Origin of the sequence: Streptomyces sp. S.PNR 29, from assembly GCF_030386795.1 — a bacterium.
In the GTDB taxonomy this organism is placed as follows: Bacteria; Actinomycetota; Actinomycetes; order Streptomycetales; family Streptomycetaceae; genus Streptomyces.
Genome location: NZ_JANUQM010000010.1, coordinates 208,697 through 230,307, shown reverse-complemented (window position 1 = coordinate 230,307; position 21,611 = coordinate 208,697). Strand labels below are relative to the sequence as shown.

General features: G+C 71.8%; 25 protein-coding genes and 1 pseudogene. 13 read left to right on the top strand and 13 right to left on the bottom strand.

Translation table 11 applies throughout. From position 1 onward, the window contains the following. Nucleotides 1-15: 15 nt before the first annotated feature. Nucleotides 16-915 (top strand): TauD/TfdA family dioxygenase, encoded by a 900-nt coding sequence (locus NW895_RS26545; RefSeq protein ID WP_289938596.1) that lies wholly within the window; start codon nucleotides 16-18, stop codon nucleotides 913-915. Between the two features lie 103 nt (nucleotides 916-1,018). Next, nucleotides 1,019-1,477, top strand: a complete 459-nt coding sequence (locus tag NW895_RS26540) for an Rrf2 family transcriptional regulator (RefSeq protein WP_289938594.1) — start codon at nucleotides 1,019-1,021, stop codon at nucleotides 1,475-1,477. Between the two features lie 58 nt (nucleotides 1,478-1,535). Here the strand turns inward: NW895_RS26540 and NW895_RS26535 are convergent, their stop codons facing one another. Both NW895_RS26535 and NW895_RS26530 read right to left on the bottom strand, forming a co-directional pair. Continuing rightward, entirely contained in the window at nucleotides 1,536-1,766 is a 231-nt protein-coding gene (locus tag NW895_RS26535) for an FAD-binding protein (RefSeq protein ID WP_289938593.1), read from the bottom strand. Beyond that, nucleotides 1,763-2,155 (bottom strand): nuclear transport factor 2 family protein, encoded by a 393-nt coding sequence (locus NW895_RS26530; protein WP_289938592.1) that lies wholly within the window; start codon nucleotides 2,153-2,155, stop codon nucleotides 1,763-1,765. Before NW895_RS26530 ends, NW895_RS26535 begins: the two co-directional genes overlap by 4 nt. Before the next feature lie 132 nt (nucleotides 2,156-2,287). Here NW895_RS26530 and NW895_RS26525 point away from each other — a divergent pair, with 132 nt between their 5' ends. Continuing rightward, the gene (locus NW895_RS26525) at nucleotides 2,288-2,863 is read left to right on the top strand and encodes a PadR family transcriptional regulator (RefSeq protein WP_289938591.1); all 576 of its coding nucleotides are present in this window, start codon (nucleotides 2,288-2,290) and stop codon (nucleotides 2,861-2,863) included. A 151-nt stretch (nucleotides 2,864-3,014) separates the two neighbouring features. Here NW895_RS26525 and NW895_RS26520 read toward each other — a convergent pair whose 3' ends face one another. Further along, a complete protein-coding gene (locus NW895_RS26520; RefSeq protein WP_289938590.1) occupies nucleotides 3,015-3,821 on the bottom strand; it encodes an SGNH/GDSL hydrolase family protein in 807 nt (268 codons plus the stop codon). A gap of 207 nt (nucleotides 3,822-4,028) precedes the next feature. Between NW895_RS26520 and NW895_RS26515 the strand changes: the two genes are divergently transcribed. The 5 genes from NW895_RS26515 (at nucleotide 4,029) to NW895_RS26495 (ending at nucleotide 7,515) form a co-directional block, all read left to right on the top strand. After that, nucleotides 4,029-4,460 (top strand): MarR family winged helix-turn-helix transcriptional regulator, encoded by a 432-nt coding sequence (locus NW895_RS26515; RefSeq protein WP_289938589.1) that lies wholly within the window; start codon nucleotides 4,029-4,031, stop codon nucleotides 4,458-4,460. A 558-nt stretch (nucleotides 4,461-5,018) separates the two neighbouring features. Next, nucleotides 5,019-6,089 carry an aromatic ring-hydroxylating dioxygenase subunit alpha gene (locus tag NW895_RS26510; RefSeq protein ID WP_289938588.1) on the top strand — a complete coding sequence of 357 codons (1,071 nt, stop codon included), beginning with the start codon at nucleotides 5,019-5,021 and terminating at the stop codon, nucleotides 6,087-6,089. Next, nucleotides 6,086-6,256, top strand: a complete 171-nt coding sequence (locus tag NW895_RS26505; RefSeq protein WP_289938587.1) for a hypothetical protein — start codon at nucleotides 6,086-6,088, stop codon at nucleotides 6,254-6,256. Before NW895_RS26510 ends, NW895_RS26505 begins: the two co-directional genes overlap by 4 nt. Continuing rightward, entirely contained in the window at nucleotides 6,253-7,188 is a 936-nt protein-coding gene (locus NW895_RS26500; RefSeq protein WP_289938586.1) for a PDR/VanB family oxidoreductase, read from the top strand. Before NW895_RS26505 ends, NW895_RS26500 begins: the two co-directional genes overlap by 4 nt. Before the next feature lie 180 nt (nucleotides 7,189-7,368). Further along, complete coding sequence (locus NW895_RS26495) at nucleotides 7,369-7,515, top strand: hypothetical protein (RefSeq protein ID WP_289938585.1); 147 nt, start codon at nucleotides 7,369-7,371, stop codon at nucleotides 7,513-7,515. Here NW895_RS26495 and NW895_RS26490 read toward each other — a convergent pair. The 8 genes from NW895_RS26490 to NW895_RS26455 all read right to left on the bottom strand — a co-directional run bounded on the left by NW895_RS26490 (nucleotide 7,509) and on the right by NW895_RS26455 (nucleotide 14,891). Further along, a complete protein-coding gene (locus NW895_RS26490; protein WP_289938584.1) occupies nucleotides 7,509-8,180 on the bottom strand; it encodes a GntR family transcriptional regulator in 672 nt (223 codons plus the stop codon). The two genes, NW895_RS26495 and NW895_RS26490, sit on opposite strands and share 7 nt — an antisense overlap. 42 nt (nucleotides 8,181-8,222) lie before the next feature. Further along, complete coding sequence (locus tag NW895_RS26485; protein ID WP_289938583.1) at nucleotides 8,223-9,224, bottom strand: proline racemase family protein; 1,002 nt, start codon at nucleotides 9,222-9,224, stop codon at nucleotides 8,223-8,225. Nucleotides 9,225-9,226: 2 nt separating this feature from the next. Further along, nucleotides 9,227-10,129, bottom strand: a complete 903-nt coding sequence (locus tag NW895_RS26480; RefSeq protein ID WP_289938582.1) for a dihydrodipicolinate synthase family protein — start codon at nucleotides 10,127-10,129, stop codon at nucleotides 9,227-9,229. A 7-nt stretch (nucleotides 10,130-10,136) separates the two neighbouring features. Continuing rightward, nucleotides 10,137-11,501, bottom strand: coding sequence for an NAD(P)/FAD-dependent oxidoreductase (locus tag NW895_RS26475; protein ID WP_289938581.1), 1,365 nt, complete (start codon nucleotides 11,499-11,501; stop codon nucleotides 10,137-10,139). Next, nucleotides 11,491-11,790, bottom strand: coding sequence for a (2Fe-2S)-binding protein (locus NW895_RS26470; protein ID WP_289938580.1), 300 nt, complete (start codon nucleotides 11,788-11,790; stop codon nucleotides 11,491-11,493). Before NW895_RS26470 ends, NW895_RS26475 begins: the two co-directional genes overlap by 11 nt. Further along, nucleotides 11,787-12,938 carry an FAD-binding oxidoreductase gene (locus NW895_RS26465; protein ID WP_289938579.1) on the bottom strand — a complete coding sequence of 384 codons (1,152 nt, stop codon included), beginning with the start codon at nucleotides 12,936-12,938 and terminating at the stop codon, nucleotides 11,787-11,789. The genes NW895_RS26470 and NW895_RS26465 overlap by 4 nt, the downstream gene beginning before the upstream one ends. Before the next feature lie 91 nt (nucleotides 12,939-13,029). Next, nucleotides 13,030-14,130, bottom strand: a complete 1,101-nt coding sequence (locus NW895_RS26460) for a substrate-binding domain-containing protein (RefSeq protein ID WP_289938577.1) — start codon at nucleotides 14,128-14,130, stop codon at nucleotides 13,030-13,032. 101 nt (nucleotides 14,131-14,231) lie between these two features. After that, nucleotides 14,232-14,891 carry a hypothetical protein gene (locus tag NW895_RS26455; RefSeq protein WP_289938576.1) on the bottom strand — a complete coding sequence of 220 codons (660 nt, stop codon included), beginning with the start codon at nucleotides 14,889-14,891 and terminating at the stop codon, nucleotides 14,232-14,234. 223 nt (nucleotides 14,892-15,114) lie between these two features. Between NW895_RS26455 and NW895_RS26450 the strand changes: the two genes are divergently transcribed. The 3 genes from NW895_RS26450 (at nucleotide 15,115) to NW895_RS26440 (ending at nucleotide 16,760) form a co-directional block, all read left to right on the top strand. Next, the gene (locus NW895_RS26450) at nucleotides 15,115-15,774 is read left to right on the top strand and encodes a helix-turn-helix transcriptional regulator (RefSeq protein WP_289938743.1); all 660 of its coding nucleotides are present in this window, start codon (nucleotides 15,115-15,117) and stop codon (nucleotides 15,772-15,774) included. 32 nt (nucleotides 15,775-15,806) lie between these two features. After that, nucleotides 15,807-16,346, top strand: a complete 540-nt coding sequence (locus tag NW895_RS26445; RefSeq protein ID WP_289938742.1) for a toxin-antitoxin system, toxin component — start codon at nucleotides 15,807-15,809, stop codon at nucleotides 16,344-16,346. Nucleotides 16,347-16,523: 177 nt separating this feature from the next. Then, complete coding sequence (locus NW895_RS26440) at nucleotides 16,524-16,760, top strand: hypothetical protein (protein ID WP_289938575.1); 237 nt, start codon at nucleotides 16,524-16,526, stop codon at nucleotides 16,758-16,760. A 26-nt stretch (nucleotides 16,761-16,786) separates the two neighbouring features. Here the strand turns inward: NW895_RS26440 and NW895_RS26435 are convergent, their stop codons facing one another. Further along, complete coding sequence (locus NW895_RS26435) at nucleotides 16,787-17,467, bottom strand: 4'-phosphopantetheinyl transferase superfamily protein (RefSeq protein ID WP_289938574.1); 681 nt, start codon at nucleotides 17,465-17,467, stop codon at nucleotides 16,787-16,789. After that, nucleotides 17,464-18,342 (bottom strand): metallophosphoesterase, encoded by an 879-nt coding sequence (locus NW895_RS26430; RefSeq protein ID WP_289938573.1) that lies wholly within the window; start codon nucleotides 18,340-18,342, stop codon nucleotides 17,464-17,466. Before NW895_RS26430 ends, NW895_RS26435 begins: the two co-directional genes overlap by 4 nt. Nucleotides 18,343-18,652: 310 nt before the next feature. Here NW895_RS26430 and NW895_RS26425 point away from each other — a divergent pair, with 310 nt between their 5' ends. Further along, nucleotides 18,653-19,783, top strand: coding sequence for an ATP-grasp domain-containing protein (locus tag NW895_RS26425; protein WP_289938572.1), 1,131 nt, complete (start codon nucleotides 18,653-18,655; stop codon nucleotides 19,781-19,783). 142 nt (nucleotides 19,784-19,925) lie between these two features. Further along, nucleotides 19,926-21,609, top strand: a pseudogene (locus tag NW895_RS26420) (carbohydrate binding domain-containing protein). Nucleotides 21,610-21,611 lie beyond the last annotated feature (2 nt).

Here is a 21,611-nt window from a genome sequence, read left to right as displayed (position 1 = left end):
AAAGGACACCCGCGCATGACCACCAGCACCGACTTCGACATCCGCAGGATCGGCGGCCGTATCGGCGCCGAAATCCTCGGCGTGGATCTTTCCACCGAGCTCGCCCCCGCCGTCGTCACCGAGATCAACTCCGCGCTCCTGGAACACAAGGCGCTCGTCTTCCGCGACCAGGAGCTGGACGACGCGGGCCAGCTCCGCTTCGCCTCCCTCTTCGGTGAGCTGACCACCGCGCACCCGACGGTCCCCTCCGTCGACGGCCAGCCGAACATCCTGCCGGTCGACGGCGACGAGGGGATCCGCGCCAACCAATGGCACACGGACGTCACCTTCGTCCGTACGCCCCCGAAGGCGTCCACGCTGCGCAGCATCGTGGTCCCGCCCTACGGCGGCAACACGCTCATCGCCAACTCGGCCGCCGCGTACCGGGATCTGCCCGAGCCGCTGCGGGAGCTGGCGGACAAGCTGTGGGCGGTGCACACCAACGACTACGACTACGCCGCCCCGAAGAGCGAGAAAGCGGCCGAGCACCGCAGGCGGTTCGTCTCCCGGAAGTACCGAACCGCCCACCCAGTCGTCCGCGTCCACCCCGAGACCGGGGAGCGTGGGCTGTTCGTCGGCGGCTTCGCCCAGAGCATCGTGGGCCTCGGCCCGTCCGACTCCCGCGACCTGCTGCGCATCTTCCAGTCGTACGTCACGCGTCCCGAGAACATCGTGCGCGTGGCCTGGACGCCCGGCGACCTCGTCCTGTTCGACAACCGCATCACCCAGCACTACGCCCCCGACGACTACGGTGACCTGCCGCGCCTGCTGCACCGCGTGACCGTCGCGGGCGACGTCCCGGCCGGTGTCGACGGCACTCTCAGCCACGTCATCGAGGGCGACGATGCCGCCCACTACACCCCGGTCGCGGCCTGAGCGCCGCACCCGCCACTCGCGGCCGCCGGGCAGGGACATCCGCTCCCGCCCGGCGGCCTGCCCGTAGCGGATGACGGCCGAAGCCTTACGGGATAATGGACGCATGCGGATCTCAGCCAGAGCGGACTACGCGGTACGTGCCGCGCTGCAGCTCGCCGCGTCACGCGATGACGGGCCGATGAAGGCCGAGGCCATCGCCGACGCCCAGGACATCCCGCACAAGTTCCTCGAAAGCATCCTGAACGACATGCGCCGGGGCGGTCTCGTGCTCAGCCAGCGCGGCGGCAACGGCGGCTACCGGCTGGCCAAACCCGCCGAGTCGATCAGCATCGCCGACGTCATCCGCGTCGTGGAGGGACCCTTGGTCTCGGTGCGCGGGGTCCGCCCGCCCGAGCTGTCCTACACCGGCCCCGCCGAGTCACTGCTCCCCCTGTGGATCGCGTTGCGGTCCAACGTGCGCGCCATCCTTGAGGGCGTGTCGCTCGCCGACGTGGCATCGGCCCAACTGCCCGCAGACGTGGCCGCGCTGAGCGACGCCCCGAAAGCCTGGACAAACCCCTGACACGCTGGGCCATCGACCGAACATTTCAGTCGTGACAAGCCCGCAGGACGAGGACGCGTCACATTCGAGAAGGCCGAACGCGAGCCGGGAGGGCGGCTGACCGAGGTACGGCCCATACGTGCCGAGGACCGACTTGATGCCGGGGTCGTCGCGGTGCTCGTCCAGGACGTCCTTCAGGGCGCTCCACCAAGAGGGTGCGCAGTCCCGCGCGCTGGAGGGTGGCGGCGGCGGTCAGTCCGGCGTCGCCCGCGCCGATGACCACCGCGTCGACGTCCCTCGTCGCGGTCATTGTTCGGCAGCCTCTCGGGCGATCTGCTCGAACTGGGCGCCCATGGCCTCGGAGAGTGCCTGGGCGGCGGAGAGCGGGCGGACCATCACCGTGAACTCGTCGATCTTCCCGTTGTCGTCGAAGTGCAGGAAGTCGCAGCCGTGGAGCTTCTTGCCGGCGACGGTGGCGGTGAAGACGAAGGCGTGGTCGCGGCCGTCGGGGTTGGCTATCTCGCGGACGTAGGTGAAGTCCTGGAAGACCCGGGACACGCCGCGCAGGATCGCGGCGGTGATGGCCTTGCCCGCGTATGGCTTGAAGGCGACGGGGCTGGTGAAGACGACGTCGTCGGCCAGCAGAGCGGCCACGGCGTCCATGTCGCCGCTCTCGACAGCTTTGCGGAAGGGATGCACGAGCCCGCCTCACATAGTCAAAAACTTGAGTAAGTGTAAGCGAGATTAGAGGGCTTGTCAGGGCTTGTCTACAAGGAGGGGGTGACCGTCACTCACTTCGTTGACTAATCACAGCGGTGCTAGCGTGTGTCCATGGCTTTGCGGAACGCGGTGATGGCCGCGCTGCTGGAGGGCGAGGCGTCCGGGTACGACCTCGCGAAGGCGTTCGACGCGACGGTCGCCAACTTCTGGATGTCGACGCCCCAGCAGCTCTACCGGGAGCTGGAACGCATGGAGGCCGATGGACTCGTCACGGCCCGCGTCGTCGAGCAGGAGCGACGCCCCAACAAGCGACTGTTCTCCCTGACGGAGGCCGGGCGGAAGGCCGTCCACGCCTACACCGCCGAACCCTTGGGCAAACCGGCGGTGATCCGGGACGAGCTGATGGTCAAGGTGCAGTGCCTGGACGCGGGCGACGTGGAAGCGGTCCGGACCGCCATCGCCGAGCGCATGGAGTGGGCCACCGCCAAGCTGGCCCGCTACGAGCGGCTCCGGCAACGTCTGCTCGACGGTCGCTCCGAGGAGGCGTACTTCGCCGAGGCCGAGCGCATCGGCCCATACCTCACCCTGCTGCGCGGAATGTCCTTCGAGCGGGAGAACCTCCAGTGGGGGGACATGGCACTGCGCAGGCTCGAACAGCGCACGGCCGCACTCCGGGCCGACAGCTGACCTGCGGCGGCCCAACCTGGAGCCAGTAATAGATGGCACACCGGGAGCACGGCAACGGGCAGCTCGACCTGCGTGGCTCGCACTGTCCAACTACCGTCCGACGAGGAGAGTTCAGCACGAGGAGCCACCGGCGTCGTCGCAAGCCAGAGCATCACACCGTTGGGGAGGTGTCCTCAGCGAACCCGGCCACCGGACGCAGCGCAGGCCGCTTGGCCTGGCGGCCGTCGCCGGAGGAGCGGCCACGCAGGCGGCGGCCGATCCAGGGGCCGAGGAAGGTGCCGACCCAGCGCAGTTCGGCACCCACGGCCCTCCAGGCAGAGATGTCCGTCCCCGCGGCCGGAAGGGGAAGGGCCCACTTGTCGTCGCTGCCCGGCAGACCGAGCGCCTGGGCCACGGCAGCGGCGATGCGCGCGTGTCCCAGCGGGCCTGCATGCAGCCGGTCAGCACTCCACAACCGCGGATCGGTCGCCGCCGCGTGCGCTGCCGTCTCCGCGACCACTACGCCGTGGCGGTCGGCGGCCTCCCGGATGCGCGCGTTGAGAGCGAGAACACGGTGACCGATCGGGCGGGCCAACGGCGTGATACGCCCGACGTCGGGAAACATGAGGGTCGCGACGGTGGCGCCCTGCGCGGTGAGGGCGGCGAACATCGCCTCGACATGGCCGGCCACCTCGTCGAGGTCGCACCTCGGACGCAACACGTCATTGACCCCAGCCACCACGGTGGCGAGGTCGGGCCGCATCGCGAGAGCCGGACCGAGCTGCTCGGCGCGCACCTGACCGGCCTTACGGCCGCGCACCGCGAGGTTGGCGTAGAGCAGGCCGGGACTGTGGCGAGCGACCTGCTCGGCGAGCCGGTCCGCCCACCCCCGAAGACCACGGACGTCGTCGCCGTCCCCGAGCCCCTCTGTGTGACTGTCACCCAAGGCGACATAGCGCAGATACGCACTGCTCGACACGGGGCTGACCGCCTCTCGTCAACGCTGATGATGGAAGTGGCACACGATCACCGATGGACAACTAGGCACCTAATCATATTGTTGAATAGGATGGTAGTAGCTACCGGCTCACCTTCCTGCAAAGTGACACAGCTCTGAGAGGAGCCAAGGCCGTCGAGAGCGGTCCACCGCCCCGGTCCACCGCGCCGGTGGGGCGGGCGGCACCACATGCCCGATCCCGACCCCCGCCTGTTCTTCCTGTTGCAGCGCGCGACGCACCAACTGCGTACGGTCGCGGACCGCCGGTGCCTGGCCGCCGCCGGGGTCACCACCGCGCAGATCGGCGCGCTGTTCGCCGTCCACGACCGGCCCGGCATCACCCAGAGGCAACTCGCCGGCACTCTCGGAGTGCGCGAGTCTGCCGTCACCGCGCTGGTCACCCGGCTCACCGGGGCGGGACTCGTCGCCAAGCGCGCGCATCCGCGCGAGCACCGTGCCGTCGTTCTGGAGCTGACTGGCGACGGCCACGCCGCGCTGCGCGCCGCCCGGCCCGAGATCGACCGGTTCAACGGGGAGTTGCGGGCCCTGCTCGGCGACCAGGGGTTCAACCGAACCGCCGCCGCACTGGAACGACTTGTCCAAGCGGAGTGGGACGATTGACCGCTGTGGCCGTGGCGGCGGCTTCTTACCGATGGGTGGAGAGACCCGTACGCCGTCAGGGCCTGCGCCGGACTGTGGCAGCGCTGCGCGGGGAACTGTCCGGGCGGGGGTGCGGGGTCGTGGGGCGCCACGCCGGACGGGGCTCGTGTCCCGGGTGGCGAGTCCCGTGGCATGGGCGGCGGCAGCTTCCGCGGGCCGGGCGGCAGTTCCCGTGGACCGGGCGACCGTGATGGCAAGGGGACCGGAAACCGGGGCTCGTGGCGTCCGCGTGCGGTGGCCGCTCTCGCCGGGGTGGCCGTCCTGGTCGCCGCCTGGGGCATTGCCACCGTGTTCGCCAAACCCATCACCGGCCACCTCAGGAGTGATCCGCCCAGCGGCGACGCCCCGCAGCCGCCGCCAGTGACAGGCAAGACGCATGACAACGCCCTGAACAGCTCTTTCGCAGAGCCCCTTCCGCCTGGCAGAAGCCGCCTTGCGCGGCCACCACAGCCGTCAGGACCCTGATCCCAACCACGGCACGCGGGGCGACGACGCCCCGCCGACAGGGACGGGAACCCCATGCCTCACATGACCGCCTTCGCCAGGAACCAGTGGTACGTCGCCGCCTACAGCCACGAAGTCGGACGCGAGCTGCTCGGCCGGACGATCCTCGGTGAGACGCTCGTCTTCTACCGGACCGAGGAGGACGGGACGCCGGTCGCCCTGCACGACCGCTGTGTGCACCGCCGCTACCCGCTGTCGGAAGCCCCGACCCGCCTCGACGGCGACCGGATCGTGTGCGGCTACCACGGGTTCACGTACGACACGACCGGCACGTGCGTGTACGTGCCGGGACAGAAACGGATACCGCGCACCGCCCGCGTCGCCTCCTACCCCGTCGTCGAGCAGGACTCCCTGATCTGGGTGTGGATCGGCGACCCGGCCCTCGCCGACCCGCAGACCATCCCGCGGGCGAAGCACCTGGACTCCCCCGGCTGGGTCACCGTCCGCGGCATGGAGCCCATCGACTGCGACTACGGCCTCCTCGTCGACAACCTCCTCGACCTCTCCCACGAGACGTATCTGCACGGCGGCTACATCGGCACCCCGGAGGTCGCCGAGACGCCGATCACCACGGAGGTCGACGAGGGCGCCGGGATCGTCCGGGTGAGCCGGCACATGGACGACGCCGAGTGCCCGCCGTTCTACGCCAGGTCGACCGGCATCGAGGGGCGGATCACGCGCTGGCAGGACATCGAGTACCACGCCCCCTGCCTGTACCTGCTGCACAGCCGGATCGCCCCGGTCGGCGTGCTGCCCGAGCCGGACGGCAGCGACCCGAACGGCTTCCACACCGAGATCACGTACGCGATCACACCGTCCGCCGACGGCAAGGTGTACGACTTCTGGATGGTCTCGCGCGACTGGGCGACGGACGACGCCGAGGTCACCGAGTTCCTGCGGGGCAACAACCACACGGTCGTCATGCAGGACGTGACCGCGCTCAACCTGCTGCAGAAGACGCTCGGCACCGAGCGCACCGGCTACCAGGAGCTGAGCATCAACATCGACACCGGCGGTCTGGCCGCCCGCCGTATCCTCGCCCGCCTGGTCGAGGAGGGCGAGAAGCCCGTGGAGAAGGTCCAGTGACCTCCCCGACGGGCGAGATCTACCGCATCGACTGGCTGCCGGGCACCGACGTCCTGCACGGCACCTGCCACTGTGGCGCCGAACACACCGCGCAGGATCCGGTCGAGATGTGGGAATGGATGCTGGCCCACCCGCAAGGACACGAGCCGCGAGGAACCGACTCATGACCCTGTACGAAGCCGAACTCGTCGTCGACCGCAAGGAGTCGGTGGCCGAGGGCGTGCTCGCCCTCACCCTGCGCCACCCGCTGGGCGAGCAGCTGCCCGCCTGGGAGCCGGGCGCCCACGTCGACGTGGTCCTCGGCCCGGACCTGGAGCGGCAGTACTCGCTGTGCGGCGACCCGGCCGACCGGGACACCTGGCGGATCGCCGTACTGCGCGAGCCGGACGGACGCGGCGGATCGGCGTACGTGCACGACCAGGTGGGGCAGGGCGACAAGGTACGGGTGCGCGGGCCGCGGAACCACTTCCGGCTTCAGTCCGCGCCCCGCTACCGCTTCATCGCCGGCGGCATCGGCATCACGCCGATCCTGCCGATGCTGGCGGCGGCGGAGGCGGCGGGCGCCGAGTGGACGCTGCTCTACGGCGGGCGGACGCGTGCCTCCATGGCGTTCACCGGGGAGTTGGGGCGGTACGGGGAACGGGTCACGCTGGCGCCGCAGGACGAGACGGGGCTGCTGGACCTGGCCTCCGTGCTCGGTGATCTGGCGGACGGCACGCTCGTCTACTGCTGTGGTCCCGGTCCGCTGCTCGACGCGGTCGAGGAGCGGTGCCCGTCCGGGGTGCTGCACGTGGAGCGGTTCCAGGCGAACGAGCAACAGACGGGCGACGACGCCGAGTTCGAGGTCGAGCTCGCGCAGAGCGGACGCACGCTCACCGTCCCCGCGGACGTCTCCGTGCTCGACACCGTCCGCGCCGCCGGCATCGAGGTGCTGTACTCCTGCACCGAGGGCACCTGCGGCACCTGCGAGACCGACGTCCTGGAGGGCACCCCGGACCACCGGGACTCGGTGCTCACGCAGGAGGAGCGGGAGAGCGGCGAGACGATGATGATCTGTGTGTCCCGGTGTCGTGGGAAGCGGCTCGTGCTGGACCTGTGATTCCCCGGGTCGGCGTCGATCCGCGCGACGGCCGCCGGCAGGCGGGGCAGCAGATCACGGCGCACGGACTCGACCACCTCGCCGTCCCGGTCCCGCACCGGGGCGGCGACCGACCTGAGCGGGCGAGCCGGGCCTCGATCGCGTCGTCCGGGAGGTGCGCGAGGACCCCGGCCCACGGAGGTGACGTGCGCCGGGAAGCGGGTGCCGACCGTGATGGACGCGGACGAGTCCGGGTACCTCGGCGAGCGGGTGCTCGTGCTGTCCGCCTCCCTGTACGAGCAGATCCAGGCGGCGAAGCACGGAGGGGCGGAGAAGACCGGTCAGTGAGCGGCCCACAGGCCGCGGACGTGCCCGAGGTGCCGGGTCATCACCGCCCGTACGGCCTCCTCGTCCCGCGCCAGCAGGGCGTCGAGGAGTGCGAGGTGCTCCTCCGCCGACGCCTCCAGCCGCCCCTGCTCGGCCAGTGCCGTCAGGCCGTAGAGCCGGGAGCGGCGTCTGAGGTCCCGGACGACCTCCACGAGATGGTCGTTGCCGGCGAGCGCCAGCAGTCCGAGGTGGAAGCGCAGATCCGCCTCGACGTACGCGATGAGGTCGCCGGCCGCGGCCTGGGTGACGATCTCCTGGGCCAGGGGCCGCAGGGCCTGAAGGGCGAGGGGATCGGCGGTGGCGGCGAGTGCGGCCGTCGTCGGGATCTCGATCAGGGACCGGATGTGGGTGTACTCGTCGAGCTGCTTCTCGGAGACGGCGGTGACCCGGAAGCCCTTGTTGGGCACGGTGTCGACCAGGCCCTCCTTGGCGAGGTCGAGCATCGCCTCGCGCACCGGCGTCGCGGAGACGCCGAACCGGGCGGCGAGGGCGGGCGCCGAGTACACCTCGCCGGGCCGCAGTTCGCCGGCGATCAGCGCGGCCCGCAGCGCGTCCGCGACCCGCTCCCGGTAGCTGGGCTTCCTGCCGCCCAGCACGGGCAGGTCGGGGCTGTGCTGCGGGGCCATGGTGGTCGTCCTCCTTCGGTCACCGGAGATTATCGGCCCTGCCTACAGCACGAAGCCCGCCGGGAAGGGGTCCTCGGGATCCAGCAGGTACTGGGCGGTGCCGGTGATCCAGGCGCGGCCGGTGAAGCTGGGCAGGACGGCCGGGCGTCCGGCCACCTCGGTGGTGCCGAGGAGGCGTCCGGTGAAGCGGGTTCCGATGAAGGACTCGTTCACGAACTCGGTGTGCAGCGGGAGTTCGCCGCGCGCGTGCAGCTGCGCCATGCGCGCGCTGGTGCCGGTGCCGCAGGGCGAGCGGTCGAACCAGCCGGGGTGGATCGCCATGGCGTGCCGTGAGTGGCGGGCGGTCGAGCCGGGAGCGGCCAGGTACACGTGGTGGCAGCCGTGGACGGAGGGGTCCTCCGGGTGGACGGGCTCCTCCTCTGCGTTGACGGCGTCCATCAGCGCCAGTCCCGCCTTCAGGATGTCGTCCTTGCGGGACCGGTCGAAGGGCAGGCCGAACTGCTCCAGCGGCAGGATGGCGTAGAAGTTGCCGCCGAAGGCCAGGTCGTACGTCACCGTCCGCCCGTCGGGCAGGGTCGCCTTGCGGTCGAGGGCGACGGCGAAGGACGGGACGTTCCGCAGCGTGACGGCCTTGGCGGCACCGTTCTCGACGGCGACCTCGGCGACGACGACTCCGGCCGGGGTGTCGAGGCGGATCGTGGTGACGGGCTCCACGACCTCGACCATGCCGGTCTCCACGAGCACGGTGGCGACGCCGATCGTGCCGTGCCCGCACATCGGCAGGTAGCCGGAGACCTCGATGTAGACGACGCCCCAGTCGCAGTCGGGGCGGGTCGGGGGCTGAAGGACGGCGCCGCTCATGGCGGCGTGGCCGCGCGGCTCGTTCATCAGCAGCTGCTTGACGTCGTCGCGGTGTTCGCGGAAGTACAGCCGCCGCTCGTTCATGGTGGCGCCGGGGATGGTGCCGATGCCGCCGGTGATGACGCGGGTCGGCATGCCCTCGGTGTGCGAGTCGACGGCGTGCAGGACGAGGGTGCTGCGCATGATCAGTCCTTCTCGTAGGCGAGCCCGGCGGCGACGGCCTTCTCGGTGGCGGCGCGCACGGCGGCCTCCTGCTCGGGCAGCAGCCGCATGCGCGGCGGGCGGACCGGGCCGCCGTGCCGCCCGACGACGTCCATGGACAGCTTGATCGCCTGGACGAACTCGACCCGGGAGTCCCAGCGCAGGAGGGGGTGCAGCTGGCGGTAGAGCCGGCCGGCGGTGGACAGGTCGCCGTCGACGGCGGCGTGGTACAGCTCGACGGACGCGGCGGGCAGCGCGTTCGGGTAGCCGGCGACCCAGCCCTTGGCGCCCGCGATGGCGAGCTCCAGCAGGACGTCGTCGGCGCCGATCAACAGGTCGAGTTCCGGGGCGAGTTCGGCGAGCCGGTAGGCGCGGCGGACGTCTCCGGAGAACTCCTTCACGCCGTGGATGTATCCCTCGGCGTGCAGCTTGGCGAGGAGCTCCGGCACCAGGTCGACCTTGGTGTCGATGGGGTTGTTGTACGCGACGACCGGCAGGCCCGCCTTGGCGACCTCCGCGTAGTGGGCGAGGACGGAACGCTCGTCGGCGCGGTAGGCGTTGGGCGGCAGCAGCATCACCGCCCGGCAGCCCGCGTCCCGCGCCTGCTCGGCCCAGCGCCGCGCCTCCGCGGACCCGTAGGCCGCCACGCCGGGCATCACGTGCTTCCCGCCGATCGCGGCGACGGCCGTCTCGACGACCTTGGCGCGTTCCTCGGGGGTGAGCACCTGGTACTCGCCGAGGGAGCCGTTCGGCACCACGCCGTCGCAGCCGTTCTCGATCAGCCAGACGCAGTGCTCGGCGAACTTGTCGTGGTTCACGGAGAGGTCGTCGTTCAGCGGAAGCGCGGTGGCGACGAGGACGCCGCGCCAGGGGCGGTGGTCGGGCATGAGGGTCCTACCTTTCGTCGGTGGGCTCCTGGGCGAGTACGCCGAGCGGCACGGGACGTGCGAAGGGCCGCGGGGACGGGGTGAGGTCGCATCCGGTGAGCCCGGCGACCGCGGGCCCGCACATCCGGCCCTGGCACCAGCCCATCCCGGCCCGGGTCAGCAGTTTCACGGTGCGGACGTCACCGGCGCCGAGGTCGCGGGCCTCCCGGACGGCACCGGCGGTGACCTCCTCGCAGCGGCACACGACGGTGTCGTCGGTGACCTGACCGGCCCAGTGCCCGGGCGGCGCGTAGGCGGCGGTGAGGGCGTCGGCGGCCTTGCGGAGCTTGGCGCGGGACCTGGCGGCCGGGGACCGGTCCGCCGGGTCGGGTGCCGTGCCCTTGAGACGTGCGGCGATCGAGCGTCCGGCGATGTGGCCCTCGGCGAGCGCGAGGGCGGCTCCGCCGATGCCGGTGGCTTCTCCGGCGGCCCACACACCGGGGACGTCCGTGCGCTGCTCGGCGTCGACCGCCACGGTGAGTCCGTCGAGGCGGCAGCCGAGGCTCTCGGCGAGGTCGGTGTGCGGGAGCATGCCGTGGCCGACGGCGAGGGTGTCGCAGGGGATGCGCCGCTCGGTGCCGGGCCGGACGCGCCCGCCGGCGTCGAGGGCGGCGACGGTGACGCCGGTCAGCCGGTCCTCGCCGTGGGCACGGACGACCGTGTGGCGGGCCAGGAACCGGACGCGGTGCCGCAGGAGCCGGGCCGCGTGTCCGGCGCCCTCGGGGAGTTTGCCGGCGAGGGCACGGCCGTGACGGATGAAGCCCTTCGGGTCGGCGGACTCCACGAGTGCCGCCACCTCGACGCCCGCCGTCGCGAGCCCGGTCGTCACGGGAAGCAGCAAGGGCCCGGTCCCGGCCACGACAGCCGTCCTCCCCTGCACCGCGAGCCCCGCCTTGAGCATGGCCTGGGCGCCTCCGGCGGTGACGACACCGGGCAGGGTCCAGCCGGGAAACGGCAGCACCTGCTCGTACCCGCCGGTCGCGAGCAGCACGGCGTCGGCGCGCACGGCGACCGGCTCGTCCTGCTCGGGACCGAGCAGCGCGTGCACCGTGAAGCCGTCGGCTTCCCTTTCCACGCACCACACGTGATGGCCGGTCAGCAGCCGTACGTCACTGGCGGCGAGCCCGTCCCGCAGCCGCTCCCAGGTGCGCCACCGGTGGTGCAGTGCCTCCGGCCGCCGCGCCCCGAGCCCGGCGGCGGGCTGCCGGTAGAACTGCCCGCCCGGCCCGTCCGCCCCGTCGACCAGCGCGACCCGCACACCGCGCGCGGCCGCCGCCAGGGAGGCCGCGAGCCCCGCCGGGCCCGCGCCGATCACCGCGAGGTCAGTCCTCATGTCCCGTCCCCTCCTGGGTGCGGATCACGTCACCCGGCCGCACGGGCACGAGACAGGCCCTGAGGTTGGGCCGCCCGTTCACGGTCACGAGGCAGTCGAAGCAGACGCCGATCCCGCAGAAGATCCCGCGCGGGCGGCCCGCGCCCCGCGTGGAGCGCCAGGAGGTGACTCCGGCCGCCCACAGCGCGGCGGCGACCGTCTGGCCGGGCAGCGCCTCGATCTCCCGGCCGTCGAAGGTGACGGTGAAGGAGGGGCCGGGCCGCGCTCTCGCCAACTCCAGTGGGTTCACTCGGTCTCCTGGGCAAAGCGGTCGGGCCGGAACGGCGTGAGGTCCAGGTCGGTCCTGCGGCCGGTCAGCGCCTGTGCGATCAGCTGCCCGGTGCCGGTGGCGAGTCCGATGCCCGCGCCCTCGTGTCCGCAGGCGTGCAGCAGACCGGGCGCCCGGGGGTCGGGGCCGATCGCGGGAAGATGGTCGGGCAGGTACGGCCGGAAGCCGACGTAGGCGCGCATGGCCCGTACCTGGGCCAGGAACGGGAACAGACGCGTCGCGCCCGCCGCCAGCGCCCGCAGCGCCGGGAGCGACAACGACCGGTCGTAGCCGACCCGTTCACGACTGGCGCCGATGAGGATCGGCCCGGCGGCGGTGCCCTCCACCACCGGGGAGGTCTGCAGCGCCGCCGAGTCGCTGGCGACGTCGGCGACGTAGTCGGCGGCGTACACCTTGTGCCGTACGCGGCGCGGCAGCGGCTCGGTGACGAGGACGAACCCTCGTCTGGGGAGGACCGGCAGGGACACTCCGGCGAGCGCGGCCACCTCACCGCCCCAGGTACCGGCCGCGTTGACGACCGCGGGGGCGTGCACCTCCCCCGCCTCGGTCCGTACGCCCCGCACCGCACCGTCCGCCGTGCGCAGCACCTTTGTCACCGCCCGGCCGCCGATCAGTCGCGCCCCCGACGCCCGCAGCAGCTGGGCGGCGGCGAGGGCGGGCATCACCTGGGCGTCCTGCGGGTAGTGCACCGCGCCCGCGAGTCCGGGGGCCATGTACGGCTCCAGATCGTGGAGTTGCCCGGCCGGGACGCTCACCGCGTCGACTCCGGCTCCACGCTGACCGGCCGCGAACTCCTCCAGCCCGCCCAGCGCCTCGGGCGTGGTGGCGACGACGACCCCGCCCTTGGGCTCGTACTCGATCGCCCTGCCCGGTTCCTCGGCCAGTTCGGCCCACAACCGGCAGGACAGCAGGGCCAGTTCGAGCTCGGGACCGGGCGCCTTGTCGGAGACGAGGAGGTTGCCCTCCCCCGCGCCCGTGGTGCCGCCGGCCACCGGACCGCGGTCGAGCACGACGACGTCCAGGCCCGCGCGGGCCGCGTACAGGGCACAGGCGGCGCCCACCATGCCGGCCCCGACGACCACGACATCGCAGGTCAGTCGCTGACTCACGCCAGTACTATGTCACATACCCCATGTGCTGAAAACGGCGTCCGACCAGCGCTGACGCGACTGCCGGCTCCGTCCGGGGGCGGTCGGCCGGTCAGCCGGCGGTCGACGAACGGACGTGCAGTTCGGGGAGGATCGACAGGCGGTGCGGGGGCCGGTCGGGGTCGCCGAGGCGCTGGAGCAGGAGGTCCACGGCTGCGCCGCCCACGGCACGCCTGGGCGGCGCCACGGCGGTCAGCGGCGTGTCCGCGAGGGCGGCGACCTCGTCGCCGTACGCGACGATCGCGAGGTCCTTCGGGACGGCGAGGTCCCGGCCGCGCAGTCGGGACAGCAGCAGCAGCGCGTCCTGGTCGTCGTGGACCAGTACCGCGTCCAGGGCTCCCGCCTCGGCCAGCTCGACGTAGGCATCCAGACGGCCGTCCTGGTCGCCGGGGGCCGTGTCGGAGGTGAGGCGCGGCGCCTCGGGGGCGTCGAGGCCCGCCGTCGCCAGCCCGGTCCCGTAGCCCTCGGTGAGGGCGGCGGCATGCGGGGTGTCCTCCCGCACGGCCAGTGCGATGCGCCGCCGGCCGAGGCCGGCGAGGTGGCGTACGGCGAGCCGGGCGCCGTAGGCGTGGTCGCTGATGACGTACTCGGCGGGGCTGTCCTCGCCCTGCCGGCTCTCCACCAGCATGACGGGGACCGGCAGTTCGGCGTACCAGGGGGTGGTGTCGCCGGTGCCGCCGGGGGCGAGGAGGAGGGCGTCCACGTCGTCGGCGAGCAGCCGCTCCGCCTGGGCCCGCTCCTCGGTCTCGTCGTAGCGGGAGATGCCGAGGACGAGCCGGACGCCGTGCCGGCCCGCGGCCTCGCGGGCACCCCGGATGACCTCGGGGTAGTAGGACGACGCGTCCGGCACGATCATGCCGAAGGTGCGCGGGAGCTGCCCGCCGGGCGGCCGCCAGGGCTCGGGGGCGGGACCGGTCCCGGTACGGGTCTCGGGCAGGACGGCTCCGCCGTGCACCCGCGCGAGCAGCCCGCGCTCGTCGAGCGTCTCGACGTCCCGGCGGATCGTCACGGACGAGACGCCCAGCTCGCCGGCGACGTCACTGACTCTGATCGAGCCGCTCTGGCGCAGCCGGTGCAGGATCGCCTGGTGTCGTTCCTCGGCGTGCATGACCCACTCCGTTTCCTTCGGCGTGGGTTCGAGTGTAGTTCGCATGCGATCACTTGTGAACGTTTCTGTCCGATCGAAATCGATCGGACAGCACTCAGTGCTTGATCGCAGGCGAACGCAAAACACACAGGGAACGCCGACGGCGCTCACTCGGCCGTCGGAACCACCCTGAGATGGGAGGCGGAGCGGCGGCTCCGGCGGACCCTGGACGGGGTGCGGCGGGCCTCGCGCAGGACCAGCGTCAGCCGCGTGTAACCGGACTGTTCGAGGGACCTCGGGGTCTCCACCACGATCCGGCAGTCGGTGGTTCCCCAGCGTGGGTCGGGGTGGTGCAGCGGACGGACGGCGCCGTCCTGCTCGGCGGCCTCCTCGCCGACCGCGCGGATCCAGTGCGGCAGGCCCTGCCGGTAGGCGGCCTCCATGATCGGGTCCTGGGCGATGTCGCGGCGGATGGCCTGCAGTCCATGGTCGTGGCCGTGCCGCTCCACGGCGGCCGCGAAGTGGGCCAGCATCGGCAGGCACCAGCTCGACTCGTGCTCGCCCAGGACCGTGGCAGCGTCCGGATGGAACAGGACGAACCTGAGGAAGTTGCCGTCCGGCATGGCCGTCGGATGCGCCCCGACCTCGCGGAAAAGTGTCCGGAAGGCACTGTTGGCCAGGACCACGTCCCAGCGGTGGTCGACGACGAAGGAGGGGAAGGGGACGGCCTCCAGCAACGCGGTGTAGTCCTGCAGATAGGCCTGGGCCTCGGGAGTCCGGGGGACGGGCCGCGGTACCGACCGCTGCCCTCCTGCCTGAAATGCCATCGGGAGGTCACCCCTCTTGCCTATGCGGCCTTCACGCGGCGCCCCGATCCTGCTGCCCGGACGCAAGTCGTGTCAACTATCGTGGCATTTCGTGCCTGTTGACGGCTGAAATTGGCCACAGTTGTGGCGAGACCTGGATGTGAGTTCGAACAAGGGGCTACTCTCCGGGAAGTTCACGGCAACCGCTTGTGAGAAGCCTGTGAGAGACGTAGGAGATCTGTCGGTGTCGGGTGGCTTCGTCGAAGGTCCGGGCGCCACGCCGACCGCCGCGCTGCCGGCCGTCGTCGCCCGCGTCACCGCACTCGCCGACCGGCTCGGCGTGCCGCACGCCGAGGTCTTCGACGTGGGCCGCCTGTCCGTCGCCTCCGGCGTCCCGGAACCCGTGGTCAGGGCCCTGCTGAGCGGCCGGCCCGCGGGCGAACCCGACGTGCAGGCCCGGTTCCTGCAGCGGCTGGACCTGTTGCGCCGCACCCGGCTGAAGCCGAACGGACGCAAGTACACCCAGCAGGAGATCGCCGACGGCGCGGGCATGTCGCGGCAGCAGGCGGGCGCGCTCATCAACGGGGACCGGCGTCCCACCATGGAGCACTGCGACGCCATCCAGCGCTTCTTCCGGGTGCACGCCGGCTTCCTCACGGCCGAGGACCCCGAAGCGCTCGCCGGCGCGCTGCAGCAGACCGAGCAGGAACTGCTGCAGCAGCTCGCCGACCGGGAGCGGAAGGCGGCCGCGGCGGCCGACGACCCGCTGGAGCGGCTGCTGCAGGACCACGGCGTCCGCGGGATCGCCTGGCGGGCCGCGCAGCTGCCCACCGACCAGCACCGCGACAAGGTCGCGGAGTGGCTGGACATGCTCCTGGAGAGCGTCAAGCGGCCCGAGTCGTGAGCCTGGGGAGACAAGTGGGCATCGGTAGGGAAATGCGCCGCCTGTGCGGCGAGTTGGTCGCGGAGCTGACGCTTCCCGCCCCGGCGCGGCCCGCCGACCTGTACGCCGCGCTGTGCGAGGCGATGAGCAGACGCCGTGGCCGTCCCGTCCACTTCCGTACGGCCGCCTTCCCGCCCGGGACCGCCAGCGGGCTGTGGCTCGACATGGCCGACCGGGACCTCGTCGTGATCGAGGAACGCACCGCACCGGACCACCAGTTGGTGATCCTCGGACACGAGCTGTGGCACATGAAGGCCGGGCACTGCAGCCACCACGTCGACGGTGCCGCGGTCGCCGCCCGGCTGCTCAGCGACGACGCCGACGACGCGGTCCTGAGAGCGACCGTCCTGAAGGTCGCCGCCCGCTCCCGCTTCGACCTCGCCGAAGAGGAGGAGGCCGAGAGCTTCGGTCTGTTGCTGGCCAGCAAGTGCCGTACCTGGCTGGCCGGTTCGTCGTTGCGCGGACCGGTGCAGCGCGATCATCTGGCCGGGCGGATCGAGGCGTCGCTGGGGTACCTGGGGTCGCAGGGCTGAGCGACGGCCGGTTCCCTCCGGCGCGGACGGGTCCCTGACGCGGCTTCGGTGCGTTCCGCATGCGCTGAGCGGGCGAACCGGGGCGGAACGCGGGGGCATTGTCAGTGGCGGACGGCAAGCTGGAGGTGCGCCCACGCGCATGACCGCCGATCGCACCGACACGGGGAGAGCCGACCCATGACCACCGCCGTACTGACCGACCGTGAGCGCATGGCCGTCCAGGCCTATCTGCGGCTGCTGCACACGGTCCGAGCCGCCTTGGACGCCGAGTCCGGCCCGCCCGGCGGCCACCGACCGGCGGTCGTCCCGCCGGCGGTGCTCGCCGAGGCGGAACAGGCCCTGGCGGCCGCGGGCCTGACCGGCAACGAGGAGTCGTTCTTCCGGCTGCTGCGGAGCTGGTGCCCCCAGGGGTGACCCGGGCCGGTCGCTCAGCCGGTCGTTCAGCCGTGCGGGACCGTCACCGCCGTGGCCACCAGGCCACGCCCGGCGGTCCAGCGGCCGTCGAAGTGCGCGAGGCGGCGGCCGGCCACCTGCGGGCCCGGCACGAGGAGGACGGCGCGGAAGGTGCCGTGCCGTCCTTCGCCGGTGGCCGCGGTGATCTCGATGTCGGCCTCCGTGAAGTCGAGCCACTTCCGGGTGAGGGGGAACCACGCCTTGTAGACGGACTCCTTGGCGCTGAACAGCAGCCGGTCCCAGTGGACCCCTGGGTGCTCCTCGGCCAGGAGGCGCAGTCGCCGCGCCTCCCCGGGCAGGGACACGGCGGGCAGGACCCCCTCCGGGAGCGGTCCGTCGGGCTCCGCGTCGATGCCGAGGGAGGCCAGGTCGGTGGCGCGCACCAAGGCGGCGGCGCAGTAGCCGTCGCAGTGGGTCATGCTGCCGACCAGGCCGGACGGCCACTGCGGCGCGCCGCGTTCGCCGGGCAGCACGGGGTGGGGCGGGACGCCGAGCTTCTCCATGGCCTGGCGGGCACAGGAGCGCACGGCGGCGAACTCCCGGCGCCGCTTGTCGACCGCCTTGGCCACCAGCACCGCTTCCTCGGGGTACAGGGGCGCGTGCCAGGCCTCGTCGTGACCGTGCGCCTCCACGGTGACCACGGTGTCCGGCAGCAGTTCCTCGATCACCAGACCTCGCCTTCCTTGGAATCCTCGGGCTCCCTGGGCAGGATGCGGCGCAGCCGTCCGGGGGGTTGCGTGCGTTTGCGCCACTCGCGGGGGTAGCCCACCGACACTTCCTTGAAGCGGACGCCCTCGTGCCAGGTGGTGCGCGGAATGTGGAGGTGGCCGTAGACCATGGTGTCGACGCGGAACCGGCGGTGCCAGTCGGCGGTCAGGCTGGTGCCGCACCACATGGCGAACTCGGGGTACCACAGGATGTCGGTCGGGTGCCGGTCCAGCGGGTAGTGGTTGACGGGGATCACGGGCAGGTCGCGAGGCAGTTCGGCGAGTCTGCGTTCGGTCTCGGCGACCCGCGCCCGGCACCAGGCCTCACGGCTCGGGTAGGGGTCGGGGTGCAGCAGGAACTCGTCGTTGCACACGACCCCGGTTCCGTGCGCGTACTCCAGTCCCTCCTCCTTGGTGGTGCACCCGGCCGGCAGGAAGGAGTAGTCGTAGAGCAGGAACAGCGGGGCGACGACGACCGGGCCGCCCGGGCCGTCCCAGACCGGGTAGGGGTCCTCCGGCGTGGTCACGCCGAGGTCCCGGCACATCTCGACGAGGTACTGGTAGCGGGCGACGCCCCGCAGGGTGACGGTGTCCTTCGGATGGGTCCACAACTCGTGGTTGCCGGGCACCCACACGACCCGGTGGAAGCGGTCCGCGAGCGTCTTCAGAGCCCAGCGGATGTCGGACACGGTCTCCGCGACATCGCCGGCGACCAGGAGCCAGTCGGCGTCCGACTCGGGGTGCATCTTCTCGACCAGGGCGCGGTTCTCCGGATAACCGATGTGCAGGTCGCTGATGGCCCACAGGTGCCCGGCACCACCGGCCGTCGACGTCACTCTCGCCCCCTCCGCGCACGTCGCCCCCTCGGGGGACAAGAACGGCACCACCTGATCATATCCGTGGGCGAGGGACAAGGGCGGGACCTTCCGGCGCGTCGGCCGGCCCGGGCCCGGTGTTCCACGTGGCGTGATGATCGGGAAATCCGTAACACGGGCGTTGCACGCGGCGGTCCCGGGAGGCCGTATGATCGCCCCACACACCACCGCCGGAACTTCCCTCACTCAGGGGCGGTTTGGTGTCCCTCCATCCACCCTGGCCGGGCACGGCCTGCTTCGCCCTGCCCGCATACCGTGAAAGGCGGCCTGCATGGTCTCTCGCGTACGCGTCTGGCTCAACCGCACGTACGCGGAGAACGTGTTCTTCATGGATCAGCTGCGGAGAAATCCCAGCGACCGGGCCGTCGAGATCCATGCCACGCACGGCGACGCCGACTCCCCCGTCCTGGCCGCGGCCGACACCGCCGAGCTGGAGCCGGAGGGGCTGTCCCCGGCCGCCTACGTGGAGTTCGCCCTGGACCAGTGCGCGCGGCGGGGCATCGACGTGTTCGTGCCGCGACTGCACCAGGCGGCGATCGTGGCGCACCGCGCGGAGTTCGAGGCGGCCGGCACGGCCCTGCTGGCGCCGCCGCCCGAGGCGGTGGCCGTCTTCCAGGACAAGGTGATCGCCTACGAGGCGGTCCAGGCGATCGGCGTGCCCGTGCCGCCGTGGTGGCGGGTGCGGACCGCGGGCGAACTCATCGCCGCTGTCGAGGAGTTGGAGGCGCACGACCACAAGGCGTGCTTCAAGCCGGCGTCCGGGGCGGGCGGGGTCGGCTTCCGCGTGATCACGCGCGCCCCCTTCTCCGTCACGCACCTGAGCGGCTTTCCCAGCCCGTACGTGCCGCTCGACCTGGTCGTCGAGGCGGTGCGGAAGGCCGAGGAGCCGGTGGACTGGCTGGTGATGCCGCGTCTGGAGCAGCCGGAGGTGTCGGTGGACTGCCTGACCGGCCCGGACAACCGGGTGCGCCTGGCCGTGGGCCGCACCAAGAACGGCCGGCGGCGGGGGTTCACGCTGCACGAGCAGTGGCTGGAGCCGGCGCGGCGGATCGCGGAGGGCTTCGGGCTGCACTATCTGTCCAACATCCAGTTCCGGATGTTCGGCGGGGAACCCGTCCTCATGGACGTCAACACGCGTCCGGCCGGTGGGCTGCATCAGCTGTCGCTGTGCGGTGTCAACGCGCCCTGGCTGGCTGTGCAGTTGGCGCTCGGCGAGGATCCGGGGCAGGTCGAGCCGCCGTTCCTGGGGCAGGACTACACGGTGGTGTCGGGGCCGCGGCCGTTGCGGCCGGTGTCGCTGCCGCAGCAGCGGGCGGAGGACGCGGAGGCGCTGTTGCCGGCGGTCCCCTCCCCCGCGCCGGCCGACTCCGTCGGGGCCGCGGCGCAGGCGCTGCCTCTCTAGGGCCTGTCTGACAGACCCCAGCGCCGAGCTCACCGGTATGGGCCGATCCGGCGTCAGCTCTTGACACCGCGATTGGTCCATACCAACTTGGTGGCGCACCTCTCTGCACTCCCGAACACCCCCATACCTTCAGGGAGATCGCGTGCGCTCCTCACTTCTCCGACGCCCCAGACGTCGTCTCCTCGCCCTCCTCGGCTCCGCCGCCCGGGCCCTCACCGGAGCGGTCGCCCTGCCCGGTACGGCCCACGCGGCCAACGTCCTCGCCAATCCCGGCTTCGAGTCGGGGGCCCTCTCCCCCTGGTCCTGCCAACAACCTCGGCTCGGTCGTCTCCTCCCCGGTGCACGGCGGGACCAAGGCCCTTGCCGGGGCGGTGAGTTCGAGCGACATCGCCAAGTGCAGCCAGACCGTCTCCGTGCAGCCGAACACGACGTACCAGCTCACCGGCTGGGTGCGCGGCGCTTACGTCTATCTGGGTGTGGACGGCGGCTCCTCGACGTGGACGTCGTCGCCGTCGGCGTACAGCCGGCTCAGCGTGTCGTTCACCACCGGCGCCGCACAGACCCGGGCGACGGTCTATGTGCACGGCTGGTACGCGCAGGGCACCTACCACGCCGACGACATCAGCCTCGACGGTCCCGGCGGTGGCGGTTCGGACTCCCAGGCGCCGACGGCCCCCTCGAACCTCCGCTCCACCGGAAAGACCTCCTCCAGCGTGTCCCTCGCCTGGAACGCCTCGACGGACGACGTCGGTGTCACCGCGTACGACGTCTACAGCGGCTCCAGCCAGGTGCTCAGCGTCTCCGGCACCTCGGCCACGGTCAGTGGACTCGCGCCCAGCACGGGGTACACGTTCACCGTGAAGGCACGGGACGCGGCCGGGAACACCTCGGCGGCCTCGAACGCGGTGACCGTCACGACCGAGGCGGGCGGTGGCGGCGGCAGCGGGTTCAAACAGGCCGCGCCCTACCTCTACCTCGGCTGGGGCGACCCGCCGAGCGCGACCTCGGTGATGAGCGCGACCGGCATCAAGTGGTACACGATGGCGTTCATCCTCTCCTCCGGCGGCTGCACCCCCGCCTGGGACGGGCAACGTCCGCTGACCGGCGGCAACGACCAGGCCGTCATCAACGCCATCCGCTCGGCGGGCGGTGACATCGTCCCGTCGATCGGCGGCTGGAGCGGCAACAAGCTCGGACCGAACTGCTCGACGGCCGAGGCGCTGGCGGGCGCGTACCAGAAGGTGATCGACGCCTACGGGCTGAAGGCGATCGACGTCGACATCGAGAACACGGACGAGTTCGAGAACGCGGCCGTGCAGGACCGGATCCTGAACGCCCTGAAGATCGTCAAGGCGAACAACCCGGGCCTGCGCACGATCGTCACCTTCGGCACCTCGACGACCGGCCCGACGTACTGGGGCAACCGGCTCATCGAGCAGGCCAAGGCGCTGAACGCGGGCATCGACGTCTTCACGATCATGCCGTTCGACTTCGGCGGAGGCGCCGACATGTACGGCAACACCGTGAACGCCACCGAAGGACTGAAGAACAAGCTCAGGTCCACCTTCGGCTGGGACGACGCCACGGCCTACGCCCACATCGGCATCTCCGGCATGAACGGTCTGAGCGACCAGCAGGAGCTCACCTCGCCCGCGACATGGACGCAGATCCGCGACTGGGCCAACAGCCACCACATCGCGCGGCTCGCCTTCTGGTCGGTCAACCGTGACCGGCCCTGCCCGGGCGGCGGAGTGACGAGCAACTGCTCCGGCATCAGCCAGAACACCTGGCAGTTCACGTCCGTCACGGCCGGCTTCACCGGCTGACC